Source organism: Nostoc sp. C052 (assembly GCF_013393905.1).
GTDB lineage: Bacteria > Cyanobacteriota > Cyanobacteriia > Cyanobacteriales > Nostocaceae > Nostoc.
In genome coordinates this window covers 1,727,485-1,741,798 of record NZ_CP040272.1, presented here as the reverse complement: position 1 = coordinate 1,741,798, position 14,314 = coordinate 1,727,485, and the positions used below count along the sequence as shown (strand labels likewise).

General features: G+C 41.5%; 12 protein-coding genes, 1 pseudogene and 1 riboswitch. Of the genes and pseudogenes, 4 read left to right on the top strand and 9 right to left on the bottom strand.

Going from position 1 to position 14,314, the window contains the following annotated elements:
- Nucleotides 1-16 precede the first annotated feature (16 nt).
- The gene (locus FD723_RS06970; protein ID WP_179064667.1) at nucleotides 17-1,219 is read right to left on the bottom strand and encodes an AGE family epimerase/isomerase; all 1,203 of its coding nucleotides are present in this window, start codon (nucleotides 1,217-1,219) and stop codon (nucleotides 17-19) included.
- A gap of 175 nt (nucleotides 1,220-1,394) precedes the next feature.
- Here FD723_RS06970 and FD723_RS06965 point away from each other — a divergent pair, with 175 nt between their 5' ends.
- Entirely contained in the window at nucleotides 1,395-2,294 is a 900-nt protein-coding gene (locus FD723_RS06965; RefSeq protein ID WP_179064666.1) for an aspartoacylase, read from the top strand.
- Between the two features lie 159 nt (nucleotides 2,295-2,453).
- On the opposite strand, the gene FD723_RS06960 is transcribed toward FD723_RS06965, so the two are convergent.
- Both FD723_RS06960 and FD723_RS06955 read right to left on the bottom strand, forming a co-directional pair.
- On the bottom strand, nucleotides 2,454-3,140 hold the full coding sequence (locus FD723_RS06960; protein ID WP_179064665.1) for a DUF6875 domain-containing protein: 687 nt from the start codon (nucleotides 3,138-3,140) through the stop codon (nucleotides 2,454-2,456).
- A gap of 738 nt (nucleotides 3,141-3,878) precedes the next feature.
- Complete coding sequence (locus FD723_RS06955) at nucleotides 3,879-5,552, bottom strand: alpha/beta hydrolase (protein ID WP_179064664.1); 1,674 nt, start codon at nucleotides 5,550-5,552, stop codon at nucleotides 3,879-3,881.
- Nucleotides 5,553-6,068: 516 nt separating this feature from the next.
- Between FD723_RS06955 and FD723_RS06950 the strand changes: the two genes are divergently transcribed.
- Nucleotides 6,069-6,512, top strand: a complete 444-nt coding sequence (locus FD723_RS06950; RefSeq protein WP_179064663.1) for a hypothetical protein — start codon at nucleotides 6,069-6,071, stop codon at nucleotides 6,510-6,512.
- Nucleotides 6,513-6,765: 253 nt separating this feature from the next.
- Here the strand turns inward: FD723_RS06950 and FD723_RS06945 are convergent, their stop codons facing one another.
- On the bottom strand, nucleotides 6,766-7,800 hold the full coding sequence (locus FD723_RS06945; RefSeq protein WP_179064662.1) for a M28 family peptidase: 1,035 nt from the start codon (nucleotides 7,798-7,800) through the stop codon (nucleotides 6,766-6,768).
- 315 nt (nucleotides 7,801-8,115) lie between these two features.
- On the opposite strand from FD723_RS06945, the gene FD723_RS06940 reads away from it, so the two are divergent.
- A complete protein-coding gene (locus tag FD723_RS06940) occupies nucleotides 8,116-10,341 on the top strand; it encodes an FdhF/YdeP family oxidoreductase (RefSeq protein WP_179064661.1) in 2,226 nt (741 codons plus the stop codon).
- A 56-nt stretch (nucleotides 10,342-10,397) separates the two neighbouring features.
- Nucleotides 10,398-10,496: pseudogene (locus FD723_RS06935) on the top strand (Uma2 family endonuclease); the annotation flags it as partial.
- Between the two features lie 320 nt (nucleotides 10,497-10,816).
- On the opposite strand, the gene thiC reads toward FD723_RS06935, so the two are convergent.
- The 5 genes from thiC to FD723_RS06910 form a co-directional block, all read right to left on the bottom strand.
- Nucleotides 10,817-12,190, bottom strand: a complete 1,374-nt coding sequence (gene thiC / locus FD723_RS06930; protein WP_179064660.1) for a phosphomethylpyrimidine synthase — start codon at nucleotides 12,188-12,190, stop codon at nucleotides 10,817-10,819.
- 7 nt (nucleotides 12,191-12,197) lie between these two features.
- Nucleotides 12,198-12,294: riboswitch (TPP riboswitch) on the bottom strand.
- A gap of 75 nt (nucleotides 12,295-12,369) precedes the next feature.
- Nucleotides 12,370-12,585, bottom strand: coding sequence for a hypothetical protein (locus FD723_RS06925; protein ID WP_179064659.1), 216 nt, complete (start codon nucleotides 12,583-12,585; stop codon nucleotides 12,370-12,372).
- Nucleotides 12,582-12,764, bottom strand: coding sequence for a hypothetical protein (locus tag FD723_RS06920; RefSeq protein ID WP_179063508.1), 183 nt, complete (start codon nucleotides 12,762-12,764; stop codon nucleotides 12,582-12,584). Before FD723_RS06920 ends, FD723_RS06925 begins: the two co-directional genes overlap by 4 nt.
- A 140-nt stretch (nucleotides 12,765-12,904) precedes the next feature.
- Nucleotides 12,905-13,381, bottom strand: coding sequence for a DUF2726 domain-containing protein (locus tag FD723_RS06915; RefSeq protein ID WP_179064658.1), 477 nt, complete (start codon nucleotides 13,379-13,381; stop codon nucleotides 12,905-12,907).
- Nucleotides 13,381-14,142, bottom strand: a complete 762-nt coding sequence (locus FD723_RS06910) for a hypothetical protein (protein WP_179064657.1) — start codon at nucleotides 14,140-14,142, stop codon at nucleotides 13,381-13,383. Before FD723_RS06910 ends, FD723_RS06915 begins: the two co-directional genes overlap by 1 nt.
- Nucleotides 14,143-14,314 lie beyond the last annotated feature (172 nt).

Sequence of the window (14,314 nt, the reverse complement as noted above, 5' to 3'; positions counted from 1 at the left end):
AAACTGACTGCGTTGTTTACTGCCCCAGGCGTTGCAATGACTCAAATTGCTGCCAACAAAGGTACAATGCACGCGGTACGTGAAAACATCCTTTCCATTTGCCGCCTTTGAGGTTCAATAATACTTCTCCACGCCGATTCAGATAGCCGAACCACTCACCGTACTCGGAATCAGCAAAGTGTGACCAGGCGTAATCGTGCATCTTTTGATACCATTCCCAACACACCTCGCGCCCGGTCAGGCGATAGCCCATCGCTAATGCAACCAAAGATTCTAGGTGAACCCACCACAGCTTTTGATCCCATTCCAATTGTTGTGGGGGATGACCGGCTGCATCCATAAAGTAATACAATCCGCCGTACTCGTTATCCCAAGCAAAATTCAGGATGTTTAGCACCACATCAACGGCTTGGTTAATAGTTTTGGTATCGTTTTGGCGACGCGCGATGTCCATGATAAACCACATCGCTTCGATACCGTGACCTGGATTAATCAGCCGTCCCTCAAAACAATCGATGTGGGAACCGTCAGGGGCAACGTTTTCGTACATTAGCCCCCGTTCTGGGTCGAGAAAATCGGTCATCACTTCGCGGACGGTTTCAGCTAGGACATTCTCTAAGGTTTCCTTTGGCAGCAACCATTCCATTTCTAGAGTCAGGTTGGCTAAAATCATCGGTACAGCCAATGATTTCATCGGACGTGTGCCGGGATAGGTTTTATTATATTTGCCCTTGGGGTTGTCTTTGCGGCGTAATACGTTGTTATAAGCCTGCATTGCCACATCCTTTGCCCATTCTTCGCCGCCAGCGAGTGCATATTGACTAAATGCCATCGCCGCAAAGCAATCAGAAAAGATATTGTAAGGCTGAACCAGTGGTTTCCCTTCACGGGTGAGGGCAAAGTACCAGTTACCATCGCTATCTCTGCCATGTTGGGCGAGAAAATTGGCGCCATTACTGGCAATTTTTAGCCAATTTTCGCGCTTTTCTAGCTGGTTGTAAAGTATCGAAAAAGTCCACACCTGGCGGTTTTGCAGCCAGATGAATTTGTCTGTATCATAAATTTTGCCTTCGCGATCGAGGCAGGTAAAATAACCGCCTTGCTGCCAATCGAGAGAATATTTTTCCCAAAAGGGGAGTACGTCGTTGAGGAGGGCGTTTTTGTAAAGTTCAGCGTAGGCGTAGCCTGCTGGAGGCATCGCTTGAAAGTCCTTCTCCATAAATTTGCTCCCCTTTTATACCAAAACCAACAGCTTAACAGTTATCATATTTTGGCTCGAACATGGAGCGTTCGCGTCAGTTTTTTACAAGATTTAGTTAGCAGCAGTTATACTTCTATCTTGGATCTTGCACCATTTTCAATAACCGTAGGGTAGTTTTTAGACAGAGGTGGTTATGAGTCAGATTGAACGAGTTGCGATCGTTGGAGGAAACCACGGTAATGAGTTAACAGGAGTACATTTAGTCAAAAAGTTTCAGCAGTATCCTAATTTAATCAATAGAGCAAGTTTTGAAACTCTGGCATTACTTGGCAATCTTAAAGCTATTGAAGAAGGCAAACGATACATTGAAAAAGATTTAAATCGTTGCTTCACTAATCAAGGCTTGCAAAATCCCCAACTCTCAAGTTATGAAGATACGCGGGCAAAAGTAATTCAACAGATATTGCAACCGCAAAATCAGCCTTTTGTAGATGTAATTATTGATTTGCACAGCACAACTGCCAACATGGGGTTAAGTCTGATTTTTTGCGATATGCATCCTTTATTGCTTCGTTTAGGTGCTTATTTAAGTTCTATCAATCCTTTAGTGAAAGTCTATATTAATCAGGAATCCAAAGAAAATGGTTTTCTCCGTTCTTTGTGTGAATTGGGTTTTGTTATAGAAGTTGGGGCTGTGGCTCAGAATATATTAAACGCCGAATTATTTCAGAAAACAGAACAGCTTATTTATGCGGTTTTAGACTATTTTGAAAGGTGCAACCAGGGGAATATTCCGCAGACAAGCAACCAGCTTACACTTTATAAATATATTAGAACTGTAGATTATCCGAGAAGCGATGCCTACGGCGGGTTGCACCTACGAGGGGAGATTCAAGCGATGATTCACCCCCAGCTTCAATTTAGGGATTATGAACCTTTGAATCCAGGCGATCCAATGTTTCTGACTTTTGAAGGCAAAGATATTTTCTATGAGGGAACGTCTACTGTTTATCCTATTTTTATTAATGAAGCAGCTTATTACGAGAAAGGAATTGCGATGCATCTAACTCAAAAGCAGCAAAAGGTCGTTTAATTTATTCGCCCTTCTCGCCAAGATTGCAAATCAGCCTCATAATTGTCTGGATCTTCTCATATAGGTAGTCTTGATAAACCAGCTTTACTACCAACGCTTTCCTCATCTTATGCACATTTGGGCTTTGAACGATCAATTCTTGCAGCTGTTATTACTGAATTATATGCAGGAACTCACTAAATTTTCTTTTTTAAGCTGTTCTTTCGCTAAAGCCAATGCTTGATGAGCATTTTTAAACTTAGTTGCATCTGTAAAATTATGACCAAAACGCTGTAAGTAAGCTTCCAGATACCGAATACGTAAGCGTGGATCGGCTGGACTCACAAGAAAAGGGAGGTCAGCTTCAACCATAAACCGGATAGCTAATAAAGGTATAGGGCTACGAAGTGGACGAAAATTTGGATTGTGCAGACCAGGACTTTCATTACGTTTATGAAATTCCCCTATCATCAGTCCTGACTCAACAAATAAAGGTTTGAGTTTTTGTTGGATACGATCTACTACTTTAGAAGCATCATCTATATGGATGTCAGGCAAGATCAGTAAAAAAGCTTTATTAATTGCTAATTCCTGCTCATTATTATCTATTTCTAGAAATATATCTCGGTAGCGTCCAACAACCTCTTCTAATTGTTCTGGATACAAATTTTCTGTGTGAATAACTGCTAAACGAATACTATTTGACTTGAGAGAGTAAGGAACAAAAGGGCAAACTGCGCCGGGTCTGCCTAAGTTAGGATGAGGTTTTCCTAAAAAATTTTTCACCCACTCCATAATTTCAATTAAGGGAGAAAGGTCTTCGTGCTGTTGAAGCTGTTCGATTTCACGAGTTGTATAGAGTTGCATAGGCTTGACTGAAATTGAGTAATTGTTTAATTTTGAATCCGAAATTAGTTTTGCTATATCATGTGCCTAAAATTCTTTGTTGCCTGAGTAAATGAAAACAAGAATTGAGGTTTTTCTGTTGTGTTCATCTGTAGTTTTTCGTGGATAAATTTGAATAGTTTTGTACTACAAAAGGCATGAACATATTTGGCACTAAGCAACTTGTGTTCATTGATTTTTGGCATTTTAGCTGGAATACAAATGTATTATCCAGCAGATGCTCCTCATTTTTACACTCTCAAGCTTCTATTATTTTTAACGAAAATATTATGAAGTTTATATCTAAATAGTTATTTTTACTGTGAAAATTTAGTATTGCTTTAATAGCAACTATAAGTTTATTAGCAGGTTGGTATACTTTTATCTAAGTAAAATCATCAAAATTCAGCCCAATTTTATTGTGCAAACTGATTTACAACAGTTTGCACGTAAGTGAGATAGAAAATGTAAGACTCACGCATCAGATATAAAGAGTTTCTACCTCCTGCCTCCTGCCTCAAAATCTGTAACTTTATACTTCATGTAAGAGAAAACTGCTATATCTATTAATCTTAGGGAAGGCAGGATGAGAGGCAAGACTTTTCGGTTAAGACAAGAGACGCGATGAATCGCCGTCTTTAGAATAATCAGTCTTTCGTCTTGAGGGTGATTTATCGCGTCTTTGTATTGGATATTGTTTATTTGGAAGTCCTTTAAAGCTTATTTGTCAACAAATTCTTTTACTATTGCCATAGCATTAGGAGGAATCTCCGTAATGAGACGAAATGGAAATGCAGCAGTTGAAGCAAACTGAGCATAATCTGATGTCAAAAAGACAGCGTAGTTTTTAGCTTCTGGAGTCATCTGTGCAGCAAAGGCTAAAGCTATAGCTTTAACGTACTTACGAACATCTGCTGCTTGTTCACCCACAACTTCACCGCCACTAATCGGTGTATTGGGTTGTCCTATCTGATCCAAAGTGGTGCTGGGGTCTTTGACGCTCAAATGAGTGCCTCCAACTATACCAACTAGCCATTTTGGGGATGGGATTTTGTTAAATCCTACAATCTGTTCAGTTAAAGCTGGGGTGGTTTTATCGGCGGAGCCTGCTAACACTAGGGTAGGAACTTGTATCTTAGTTAACCCAGTTTCACCAAAAATCAGAGAAGTTGTCGGATCGAAAGCGATCGCCTGTTTTATTCTGGCATCTCGTAGCTGATAACTATTTTCTGGCAATTCTTGAGCGATGCACTGCATATCTTCTCCCAGACTCAAGACAGCCAAGTTCTTTTGACAGCGTTGTTTGAGATGTTCTAGTTGTAACTCGGCTCCAGCAAGTGCTAAAGCTGTACCACCGCCAAAAGAATAGCCAATAATCATCGCTTTATTGGTTGCAAGTTTCCCTTGCAGCGGATGATTAGCCGTTTGGTTGAGCTTTTCTAATTCGTCGAGAACAAAACTAATATCTTGAGGGCGATCCAAAAACTCCTGAGGCTTCATAACTCTGGTTTTGCCTTGGAATGCTAAGTCAGTATTTGCCTGATTACTACCGGGATGTTCTAAAGCTGCGACTACATAACCGTGGGATGCTAAATGTTCTGCTAGATAACGCAAGTCTGTGCGGACTGACGCGAAGCCATGAGAAAGGACAATTACGGGTTTGTCGGGAGTTGCAGCAGTTGACCAATAAATATCAACTGGAATTTGGCGATCGCGCTTTTGGTCATTCAGGCTGAAGTTGAGTATTTTTACTTGAGCGCTTCCTGGTTGGCTGGGATCAAAAGGGAAAGCAATCTGTGGTGTTTTAGAGTCAAGTTGCAAAGCGATGTCTGACGACAAGCCGCTACGCGTCAACGCTAGCATAAATTGTTGAGTACGCCAAAAAGCTGTATTCAAACTCCCTGCAACTAAAAAAGCCTGTGGCAAATCAATTTCTAGGCGTTTACTGGGATAAGCGGCGATAAAACTTAATATAGAAAGACCCTGCGGTGCAGCAGAGCCTAATACCAATCCGGCTCTCAGTGCTTGTACCCCAGCTTTATCCTTTCTAGCTAAGGCCGTAGCGAAATCATTGAGAATAGTTGTACCAATTCGACTATTAACTAACTTATCAACGGTGACAATATTCATCGGTATATTCATACCCAACGCCCCCAGGAAGAAGCGGCGTTGTTGTTCAGATAATTCTTTAGTGTAAGGCTGCAAACTCTCAGGCAATTCCCCAGTTTTTGCAGCCTTTTGCAACTCAGTAAGAGAAATGGACTCTGTAAATAAGCCCAAACGCACGATCACTGTGTCAGCCGCAATGGCCGAAGCATTTCCCCCGAACTGTGTAAGTACAATCGCACCTAAGAAACCCGCAACTGTCTTAAGACTTTCCCAATTTCTTCCCATAAATATTTATACCAAGTGTTACTTACGGGAATATAACGGATATTTGTGTATTTGACTACCCTATTAATGGCTGAGAAATAAAAGTAAATTTTTTTCTGAAGTTGATGGCGATGTCTACGATGGGCTACGCCTACGCCCAGATATCCTCAAAGTATCTGCTGATGCCAACAAAGCCGATAAAAAGCAACAAATTGTAGAATTCATCACAGCTAAAAAAATGAGCATAAATCAGTGTTAATAGCCACAAAAGCCTAATTGTTTCTCCGCTAGGTTTAATACTGTAACAGCGACAATTAAAAATTATTTATCCAGAGCAATTTATGTATGGGATTAATCCAAAATCCAAAACTGAGTATAAGTTTTGATAACACGAAAATTTAAAGACAACTTAATGTTTTGTTTTTGACCTTTAGAGCGTGTTGCAGAGGTGTTGCAGGTAGATAGTCTTATTGCTGTAGCTGCATTATCATTACTCATCAAATTCTACCAGCCGCATCAACAATTTCTCTTAGTTTTATGCGTCGCAGACTCCGCTATCTTTTACTTTTGCTGCTCTCTCTGAGTATTATTACATTGTGGTGGACTGTGAATGATTCTGATTGCAATTTCGAGCCTTTTCTAGCATCAAAAACTACAAAATTCCAAGTACATGCTACTAAAGTTATTATTCAGCCGTGGCGTGGTCGTCACCATGTATATGGAATATTTATGATTCCTGATGAATACAAACAAGCTCCATTTTTTGTGGTGACAGTTCAAGGTGCTGGTAGTTATTGTTCCAAACAATCTGGTTATCAAAAAAACTTTGATGATATCTTTGCTGAACCAGGAACTTATCTAGTCAGAAAGTTTATTAGAACTCGAATAGCTCTGCGGCTAATTCTCCAAGGTTTGTACTTTCAACTCAATGATAAACAGAACTGGACATTGACTTTCCCTGAAGCAAAGACTATTCAGTAGTGCTGAGTAATGAGTAATGAGTAATGGTAATGAGTGGGGAATTTCGCTTCTTTATTCAGGACTGGGAACTAGCTCAACGCCCCGTTACCGCTAACGGAACTGTTTTGCCCCCTGCCTCCCAATACTTTTCGGGTTTTGGGAGAAAGGGGAAGGGGTAAAGGTAAATTCAAACCCTTACCCCTTCCCCTTTAACCTTTCCCCAGATCAAAATAGAGATTGTTGGGTTTATCCGAAAAGTATTGCCCTGCGTCCTTCAAAAGTTGGTCTTTTCTAACAAGGTAGTCGTAGCATTGACTACAATCTGTGCTGCTCCTGTGAAGAACGATCGCTCGATAGTCGCTGGAACATCGCTAGGTTTATGATAGTGCGGAGTACGTAAATTTGCGGTATCTGTCACTAGCACAGCACCCACGCCCTGATACCAAAATGGTGCATGGTCGCTGCGTAGGGTATCGGGTGTCAGTAGACCTTTAAAAGGAATCGGCAATGTTAGCACTGCTGGCAGATTTAATTCCTGTTTATTCAGGGCAGTTAATGGGATATTCTGTGAGTTTTGAAAGGCACTCAGTAAAGATAAATGTTCTGTATCACCGATTACTGCTAAAAAGTCGCCTTTGTCGCTAGGTGGCTTAACAGGCAATCCAGTAGGGTATTTCTGACATCCAGCAGTGTAACAAGCATAACCTACCATATCCATAACGATCGCTCCGCCTAAGTTTTGTAAGCGTGCTTTCTTGCTAACGAAAGCCTGACTACCTAAAAGTCCTGCTTCTTCTTGGTCAAAAAAAGCTAGCTGTAATGTTCGTGGAGTGGGATGGGAACCTAACAACCGGGAGACTTCCAGCACTACAGCTACACCACTGGCGTTATCATCAGCACCAGGGGATGAGGCAACAGTGTCGTAATGCGCTGCTACCAGAATTGCTTTTGCAGCTTTGTTAGTTCCTGGACGTTCGGCAAAAATATTCACACCATCGGAGAACTTTTCTAATTTAGGCTTCCAACCTAATTTTTTTAGTTCAGTTGTGATATAAGTGCGAGTAAGCGATCGCTCTGTTGTTGTGTAGCGCTGAAAATTTAACTTTTGGATATGGCTTAACAGCTTGTCAGTAGATACTTGTAAAATATTGTCAACTTCTTGCGACTCTGGCTGTAGTTGGGGTGTTTCTACTGGAATGCGCTCAACAATCGTCGGTGAGGGAGGCTGTTCAAAAAACGTGCTACCTCTGCTACCCACCACCACAACTGCCATCAGCGCTAACAGTATCAGCCAAATCCATTTTTTCATTATGATTGATCCTTGGCTTCCTGACTTAGGGTAGCGCAAATCCCCAGAGAGTTACTCGCCGCGCAAGCGAAGTTCAGCTTGCCAGCTTTCAAAATTCCGCTGAAACTCCTCCACATCTTTGAGTCTTGCATCAAGGTCACGATTCATAGGCTCTTGAGGCAGGGGAAGCAGGGGAGGCAAAACTCAACGCCAGCCTCCATTTCTCTCAACCAAGAAATTCCTTAACCGAGCAGTATTGAGTTCACTCTTACTACTCAAATGCTACTCAAGACGGTAGCCTTAAAGAGGTGATTTGTCTTATTTTGCTGTAACCTTATGTTGCCAAAACCCAAGAAATATTGGACACCCCAGCACTGGGCAAGTTGGAAGCCTTTTGGCATTGGCGAACAGTATCCCAATAACTACTGGGAGGTATTTCGGGCAATTTGGCTGTCTCGTGACAAACTACCTTATGCGTGGAATATTCTCGATAAAGGTGTCTGCGATGGTTGCGCTCTTGGAACAACCGGGATGAAAGATTGGACTTTAGATGGTATCCATCTCTGCAATGTTCGGTTACGGCTGTTGCGGATGAATACGATGCCAGCTTTTGACCCTGTGCTACTAGAGGATATTTCACAGTTACAAAAGCAAAAAAGTGCCCAATTACGCGATTTAGGACGGCTTCCTTACCCGATGATTCGTCAACGAGGAGAAAAAGGGTTTCGCCGTGTTAGCTGGGATGAAGCTTTAGAGGTAATTAGCGATCGCATCCGCTCTACTACACCAGACCGTCTGAGTTTTTATGTTACCAGTCGCGGTACTGTCAACGAAACTTATTACGCCACCCAAAAAGCTGTACGGGCAATGGGAAGCAATAATATTGATAACGCTGCCCGCATTTGCCATTCTCCCAGTACAGCAGGGTTGAAAGCGGCTCTTGGTGCTGCGGCTACAACTTGTTCTTATAAAGACTGGATTGGTACTGATTTATTAGTCTTTATTGGCTCGAATGTTGCTAATAATCAGCCTGTCACCGTTAAGTATCTCCATTACGCTAAGAAAGCTGGCACTAAAATTGTAGTTATTAACACTTACCGTGAGCCGGGGATGGAGCGCTACTGGGTTCCCTCAATTGTCGAAAGTGCCGTTTTCGGTACAAAGTTTGCCGAAGACTTCTTCTTAATCAACATGGGCGGGGATATAGCATTTTTAAATGGTACGATTAAACATATTATTGCTAACAACTGGGTAGACCAGTCATTTATAGATCTACACACAGTTGGCTTTGCCGAACTCCAAACATCTTTAGAAAGCCAATCTTGGGAAGAATTAGAGCGGCTTTCTGGTACATCCCGCGAGTCAATGTACGCCTTTGCCAAAATGGTCAAAGAAGCAAATAAAGCTGTATTTGTTTGGAGTATGGGCATTACTCAGCATGAGTGTGGTGAAGATAATGTGCGAAGTATCATTAACTTAGCTCTCACCAAAGGTTTTGTCGGTCGGGAAGGCTGCGGTTTAATGCCAATTCGCGGTCACTCTGGGGTACAGGGTGGTGCAGAGATGGGATGTTACGCGACAGTATTTCCTGGTGGTAAATCTATCACTCCAGAAAATGCTGCCCAATTGAGTCAACATTGGGGCTTTGAAGTGCCAGCAAGTAAAGGTTTAATTGCCCCAGAAATGATTAGCGCCGCGCATCAGGGAGATTTGGATGTGTTGGTTTCTGTGGGCGGGAATTTTTTAGAAGTGCTGCCAGAACCAGATTATGTGGAAGCAGCACTGAAGCAAATACCGTTGCGGGTACATATCGATATTGTTCTCTCCAGCCAAATGTTGGTCGAACCTGCTGATACTGTGGTGCTTTTACCTGCGACGACTCGCTACGAAATACCAGGAGGAGTTACAGAAACTAACACCGAACGTCGGGTAATTTTCAGTCCAGAAATTCCGGGGCCGCGGATTGGGGAAGCGCGTCCTGAGTGGGAAGTGTTTTTAGAATTGGCAAGGCGGGTAAAACCAGATTTGGCAGATAAGTTGGCTTTTACTGATACAGCTGCTATTCGTCAAGAAATTGCTCAAGTTGTCCCCCAATATGCGGGTATTCAACATTTACAGCAAGCTGGCGATCAGTTTCAATATGGTGGCTCACATTTATGCTTTGGCTGGAATTTTCCCACAGCAGATGGAAAGGCACATTTTGGCGTATTATTGCCATGCCAGAGAGAATTACCAGAAGGTTATTTTTTATTAGCAACGCGCCGAGGTAAACAATTTAATAGTATGGTGCAGGAACGCAAGGATGCCATTACTGGGGCGATGCGAGAGGCGGTGCTAATGAATGCTGATGATGCAGCAAAGTTGGGTTTAAAAAATCGCGATCGCGTCATTCTTAAGAATGATTTAGGCGAGTTGTTCTGTCAAGTCTACATTGCGCCAATTCAGTCAGGAAACTTGCAAGTACATTGGCCAGAAGGGAATGTGCTATTAGATAAAAGTAAGCGATCGCTCGAAGGTGTACCTGATTATAATGCAGTAGTACGCTTAGAAAAGCAAACCTAATATTAACGCTTTCCAACTGCTACGCTCAACTTAACATCACTCCAAAACTTGCAGCCATGTCTGTCGCCAAAGATTTTGAAACCCCAGAAGATGTTATATTTCCACCAGGGGATTTAGAAAGTAACGAACCACCATTGGAAACATACCTACATTTGCTTTCTTAGGATTGAAGTAATCACTGGGAAAAAGAAATCTCACGGTATTTGGATTGAATGAATATATAGGTAATTACTGATTATAGTAGGACTTTCAAAAAATCAAATCACCAGTAAATCATAATGATAATTATCGCGCAGTGTAACAACATCACCTCGAATTTTAGGTGCGTTAGGACGAATATCCGTAACGTACATTAATGGCATAGCAAGCTTAAAATAGTGCATTAGACGTAGGTTGGATCAGGATGTTGGGTTACGCAAAGCCTCCACCCAACCTACAATTTTTTTGCAACTAAAATCTAAAATCCAAAATGGTATCAGCTTTGAGTCACAGCCTCTTTCGCCAAGAATTTCTCTAATTCTGTCAGCGCATCAGCATCAACCTTAGTTTGCATTGGGCAGAACTTAGGCCCACACATTGAACAAAACTCAGCAGTTTTATAGATATCTGCTGGTAGAGTTTCATCGTGATATTCCTTAGCTCTCTCTGGATCGAGTGATAATTCAAACTGACGGTTCCAATCGAAGTTGTAACGCGCCTTAGAAAGTTCATCATCTCTATCTCTTGCACCAGGGCGATGTCTAGCAATATCAGCCGCATGAGCTGCTATTTTATAAGCAATCAACCCATTTCTGACATCTTCGGCATTTGGTAGACCCAAATGTTCTTTAGGTGTTACATAGCACAACATTGCAGTTCCGTACCATCCAGCCATTGCTGCCCCAATCGCTGAAGTTATATGGTCATAACCAGGAGCAATATCTGTCACCAAAGGCCCCAAAACATAGAAAGGTGCTTCCGAACACTCTTCCATCTGCTTACGGACGTTGAACTCAATTTGATCCATTGGGACATGTCCAGGCCCTTCCACCATCACCTGTACATCATCTTCCCAGGCTTTGCGAGTTAGCTGTCCCAGGGTTTTCAATTCAGCTAATTGTGCTTCATCTGAGGCATCATGGGTGCAGCCCGGACGCAGAGAATCTCCTAAACTGAAGGAGACATCGTATTTTTTGAAAATCTCAATAATGTCTTGGAAGTGGGTATAAAGTGGGTTTTGTTTGTGGTGATGTAGCATCCACCGCGCCAAAATGCCGCCGCCGCGAGAGACAATCCCAGTGATGCGATTTCTCACCAAAGGCAAATGTTCAATCAAAATCCCAGCGTGGATAGTTTGATAGTCTACTCCTTGCTGGGCGTGCTTTTCGATGATATGGAGAAAGTCATCAGCAGTCAGGTTCTCAATTGTGCCGTGGACACTTTCTAAAGCTTGGTACACCGGCACCGTACCAATGGGAACAGGTGAAGCTTTAATAATCGCGGTGCGAATTTCATCCAAATTGCCGCCACCTGTGGATAAATCCATCACGGTATCAGCACCATATTTCACCGCTAGGTTTAGCTTATCAACTTCTTCCTGAAGATTAGAAGAATTGGGAGAAGCACCGATATTAGCATTTACTTTACATTTAGAGGCGATGCCAATAGCCATCGGCTCTAAATTCGTGTGATTAATATTAGCTGGGATAATCATTCTTCCCCGCGCCACTTCCTCACGAATGAGATCGGCTGGGAGATTTTCCCGTTGGGCGACGTAGTGCATTTCTTCGGTGATGACACCTTGGCGGGCGTAGTGCATTTGAGATACATTAGCCTGCCCACGCCGTTTAGCAACCCATTCTGTCCGCATATTGTCATTCCTCAATAAACAGCTTCCCTCCGCTGGTATTACCCAGACTCAGGTGTTAAGGGTGTGATCTCAGCCTGGTTATGTAGGCACCCCTAGCATTGATGTAGTGTACCACTTCGGTCATATCTAGGGGCAAGGGTGTGAAAAATTTATGCTGTTTTTTCGGAGTCTGGCGATGTCTATGACGGGCTGCGCCTACGTTGTTTTTGTTCAATAATGTCTAATACTGCCTTGTGGATTTCCTCTGGAGTCATTGAAGCGGGATAAGTCGCAGAGGGAGGTTTTGCCGTCAAACGATCTGCAAGTGCGTAAAAAGCCTCTTGATCGTCTTGGTGTGCAATGACGTAGGCGCGTAATTCTGCCTTGCTCATAGCATCAAAGTTTGGTTTACTCATGGATATTCCCAGTTCCCATCACGACTAATCAGAATTTCTATATCTTCTCCAGCCAAGATGAATATTTTTCCAGTGCGTTCATCCAGACGCACCATGTAAATTGGTTTGTAGGCAGTCGTCAATAATTGACATAGGTAGACACATTTTAGGGCTTGTGCTGCTGTTGGAAGGATAACCACTCCTTTGATATAAAAGCTTATTTATATTTTAGAGTAATTTAATGGAGCCAAAGCGATGTCATAGTCTGTTATTTTTGTGTAGTTTACAGCCGGAGTCATTGCTGAGATTTATGGTTATTGGCGTACAAACATCTTGTCGTTTAGCAAGCTGTAACTCGAACATCAGAAGATAAAGATTGTTGGCAATACTTTCTAATTAGGGCTTGAGCATTTTCTCGCCGGTTTCCTGTAAATAAATTACATAATACTTCTTCAGATTGAGAGTAAAGATGCAATAATCCAAAGTCTTTAATCCGTGAATAAAGTAAAGGAACTTCTGCAAGAGCGAGTATAGTTGCTTTTTTGCGATCGCGCTCTCTTGCTTCAGGATAATCATGATATGAAGATTGAAAATCTACAACTAAACAAGGTTTATAGTCAAAGTTAGTGATCAGAGCGTCTACACTGGAGCTAAAGAAAAACTTTCTTAGTTCCATATCAAGGTTGCTGTCTAGTTCACAAAATTGACATAAGCTCACCTGCGTATGAATTCTATAATCTTCCTCTACACAGGTTTGCAGAAACTCTAACATCCTTTCCTCGTATGCATTAACTAGCCTTTTGAGTTTGACAGACATTACTGTTGCTCCATGAGTATTTTTGCGAAAAAAGTAATAAATTCTTCTAAAACTTCTCTTGAATTTATAGCTACTTGATAGGCATAATTAAAAAGTTTATCTTTACCTATATCGCCCTTACCAATTTTTAAGCAACAGTCACTATTATCCAAAGAGTTTGAAAGTGGATGATCGTTTATATACTCATTATGTATATCAATGATTTGCATATCGTTTACTTTCTGAATTTTAGAATCAGAATAAGCATTTTTTCCTTCTCTATAGGCTATATCGTCAGAATTTAATTCAAAATCTCCTGCAATCTGGCTCTTAAAAGTTTCTCTATATTCTTTACTTAAATCAAAAAAGATATCCTTTTTACTAGGTCTGATCCAATAAGATTTTGATATTCCGTGAGCAACTTTTAATAAATTTTTAAATTCAGACATTTTTGTATAAAAATTAATTGAAAAGTCTAACTTTAGTAAATATGGCTCTAATATCTCTTGAGGAATAGAAATGGATAAACCTTCTTTTCTCTGAGCCAAAATAAGCTGATAACGTTTAGCTCCTTTTCCAGGATCTTTAAGTTTATATCCTATATATTGAGATGTTCGCTTTTCCTCAAACTTGTTATAAAAACCAAGTTTATCCAGCAGACTGGTAGCCAAAGACATTAAATCTTCCCCACCTTCAATCACCTGGATATTTGTTGAAACCAAACGGGGAACGCCGTTTTCTACCTCGAAACGCTGGATGACATCGTATATAATTTTTGACATGAATTAATTCCCAAAAACCTTGGCTAAGGTTCATGGGAATAGTGTAACTCTTATTCTTAAATAATCCAATAGTCTTAGATAAGATTTTTAGATTTTCTGGGAAGTGCTTAATTCTTGCCATAGCTTGATGGCTATACAAAAAGCGATCGCACTTCCTCACACCCTTCAAGTA

Excerpts from the sequence above, each read along its gene's own strand:
- FD723_RS06965 (WP_179064666.1), top strand. The coding sequence starts at position 1,395 with ATGAGTCAGATTGAACGAGTTGCGATCGTTGGAGGAAACCACGGTAAT.
- FD723_RS06940 (WP_179064661.1), top strand. The coding sequence starts at position 8,116 with ATGTTGCCAAAACCCAAGAAATATTGGACACCCCAGCACTGGGCAAGT.
- FD723_RS06915 (WP_179064658.1), bottom strand. The coding sequence starts at position 13,381 with ATGTCTGTCAAACTCAAAAGGCTAGTTAATGCATACGAGGAAAGGATG.
- FD723_RS06955 (WP_179064664.1), bottom strand. The coding sequence starts at position 5,552 with ATGGGAAGAAATTGGGAAAGTCTTAAGACAGTTGCGGGTTTCTTAGGT.
- FD723_RS06945 (WP_179064662.1), bottom strand. The coding sequence starts at position 7,800 with ATGAAAAAATGGATTTGGCTGATACTGTTAGCGCTGATGGCAGTTGTG.
- FD723_RS06970 (WP_179064667.1), bottom strand. The coding sequence starts at position 1,219 with ATGGAGAAGGACTTTCAAGCGATGCCTCCAGCAGGCTACGCCTACGCT.
- FD723_RS06910 (WP_179064657.1), bottom strand. The coding sequence starts at position 14,142 with ATGTCAAAAATTATATACGATGTCATCCAGCGTTTCGAGGTAGAAAAC.
- FD723_RS06950 (WP_179064663.1), top strand. The coding sequence starts at position 6,069 with ATGCGTCGCAGACTCCGCTATCTTTTACTTTTGCTGCTCTCTCTGAGT.
- FD723_RS06925 (WP_179064659.1), bottom strand. The coding sequence starts at position 12,585 with ATGAGTAAACCAAACTTTGATGCTATGAGCAAGGCAGAATTACGCGCC.
- FD723_RS06960 (WP_179064665.1), bottom strand. The coding sequence starts at position 3,140 with ATGCAACTCTATACAACTCGTGAAATCGAACAGCTTCAACAGCACGAA.
- thiC (WP_179064660.1), bottom strand. The coding sequence starts at position 12,190 with ATGCGGACAGAATGGGTTGCTAAACGGCGTGGGCAGGCTAATGTATCT.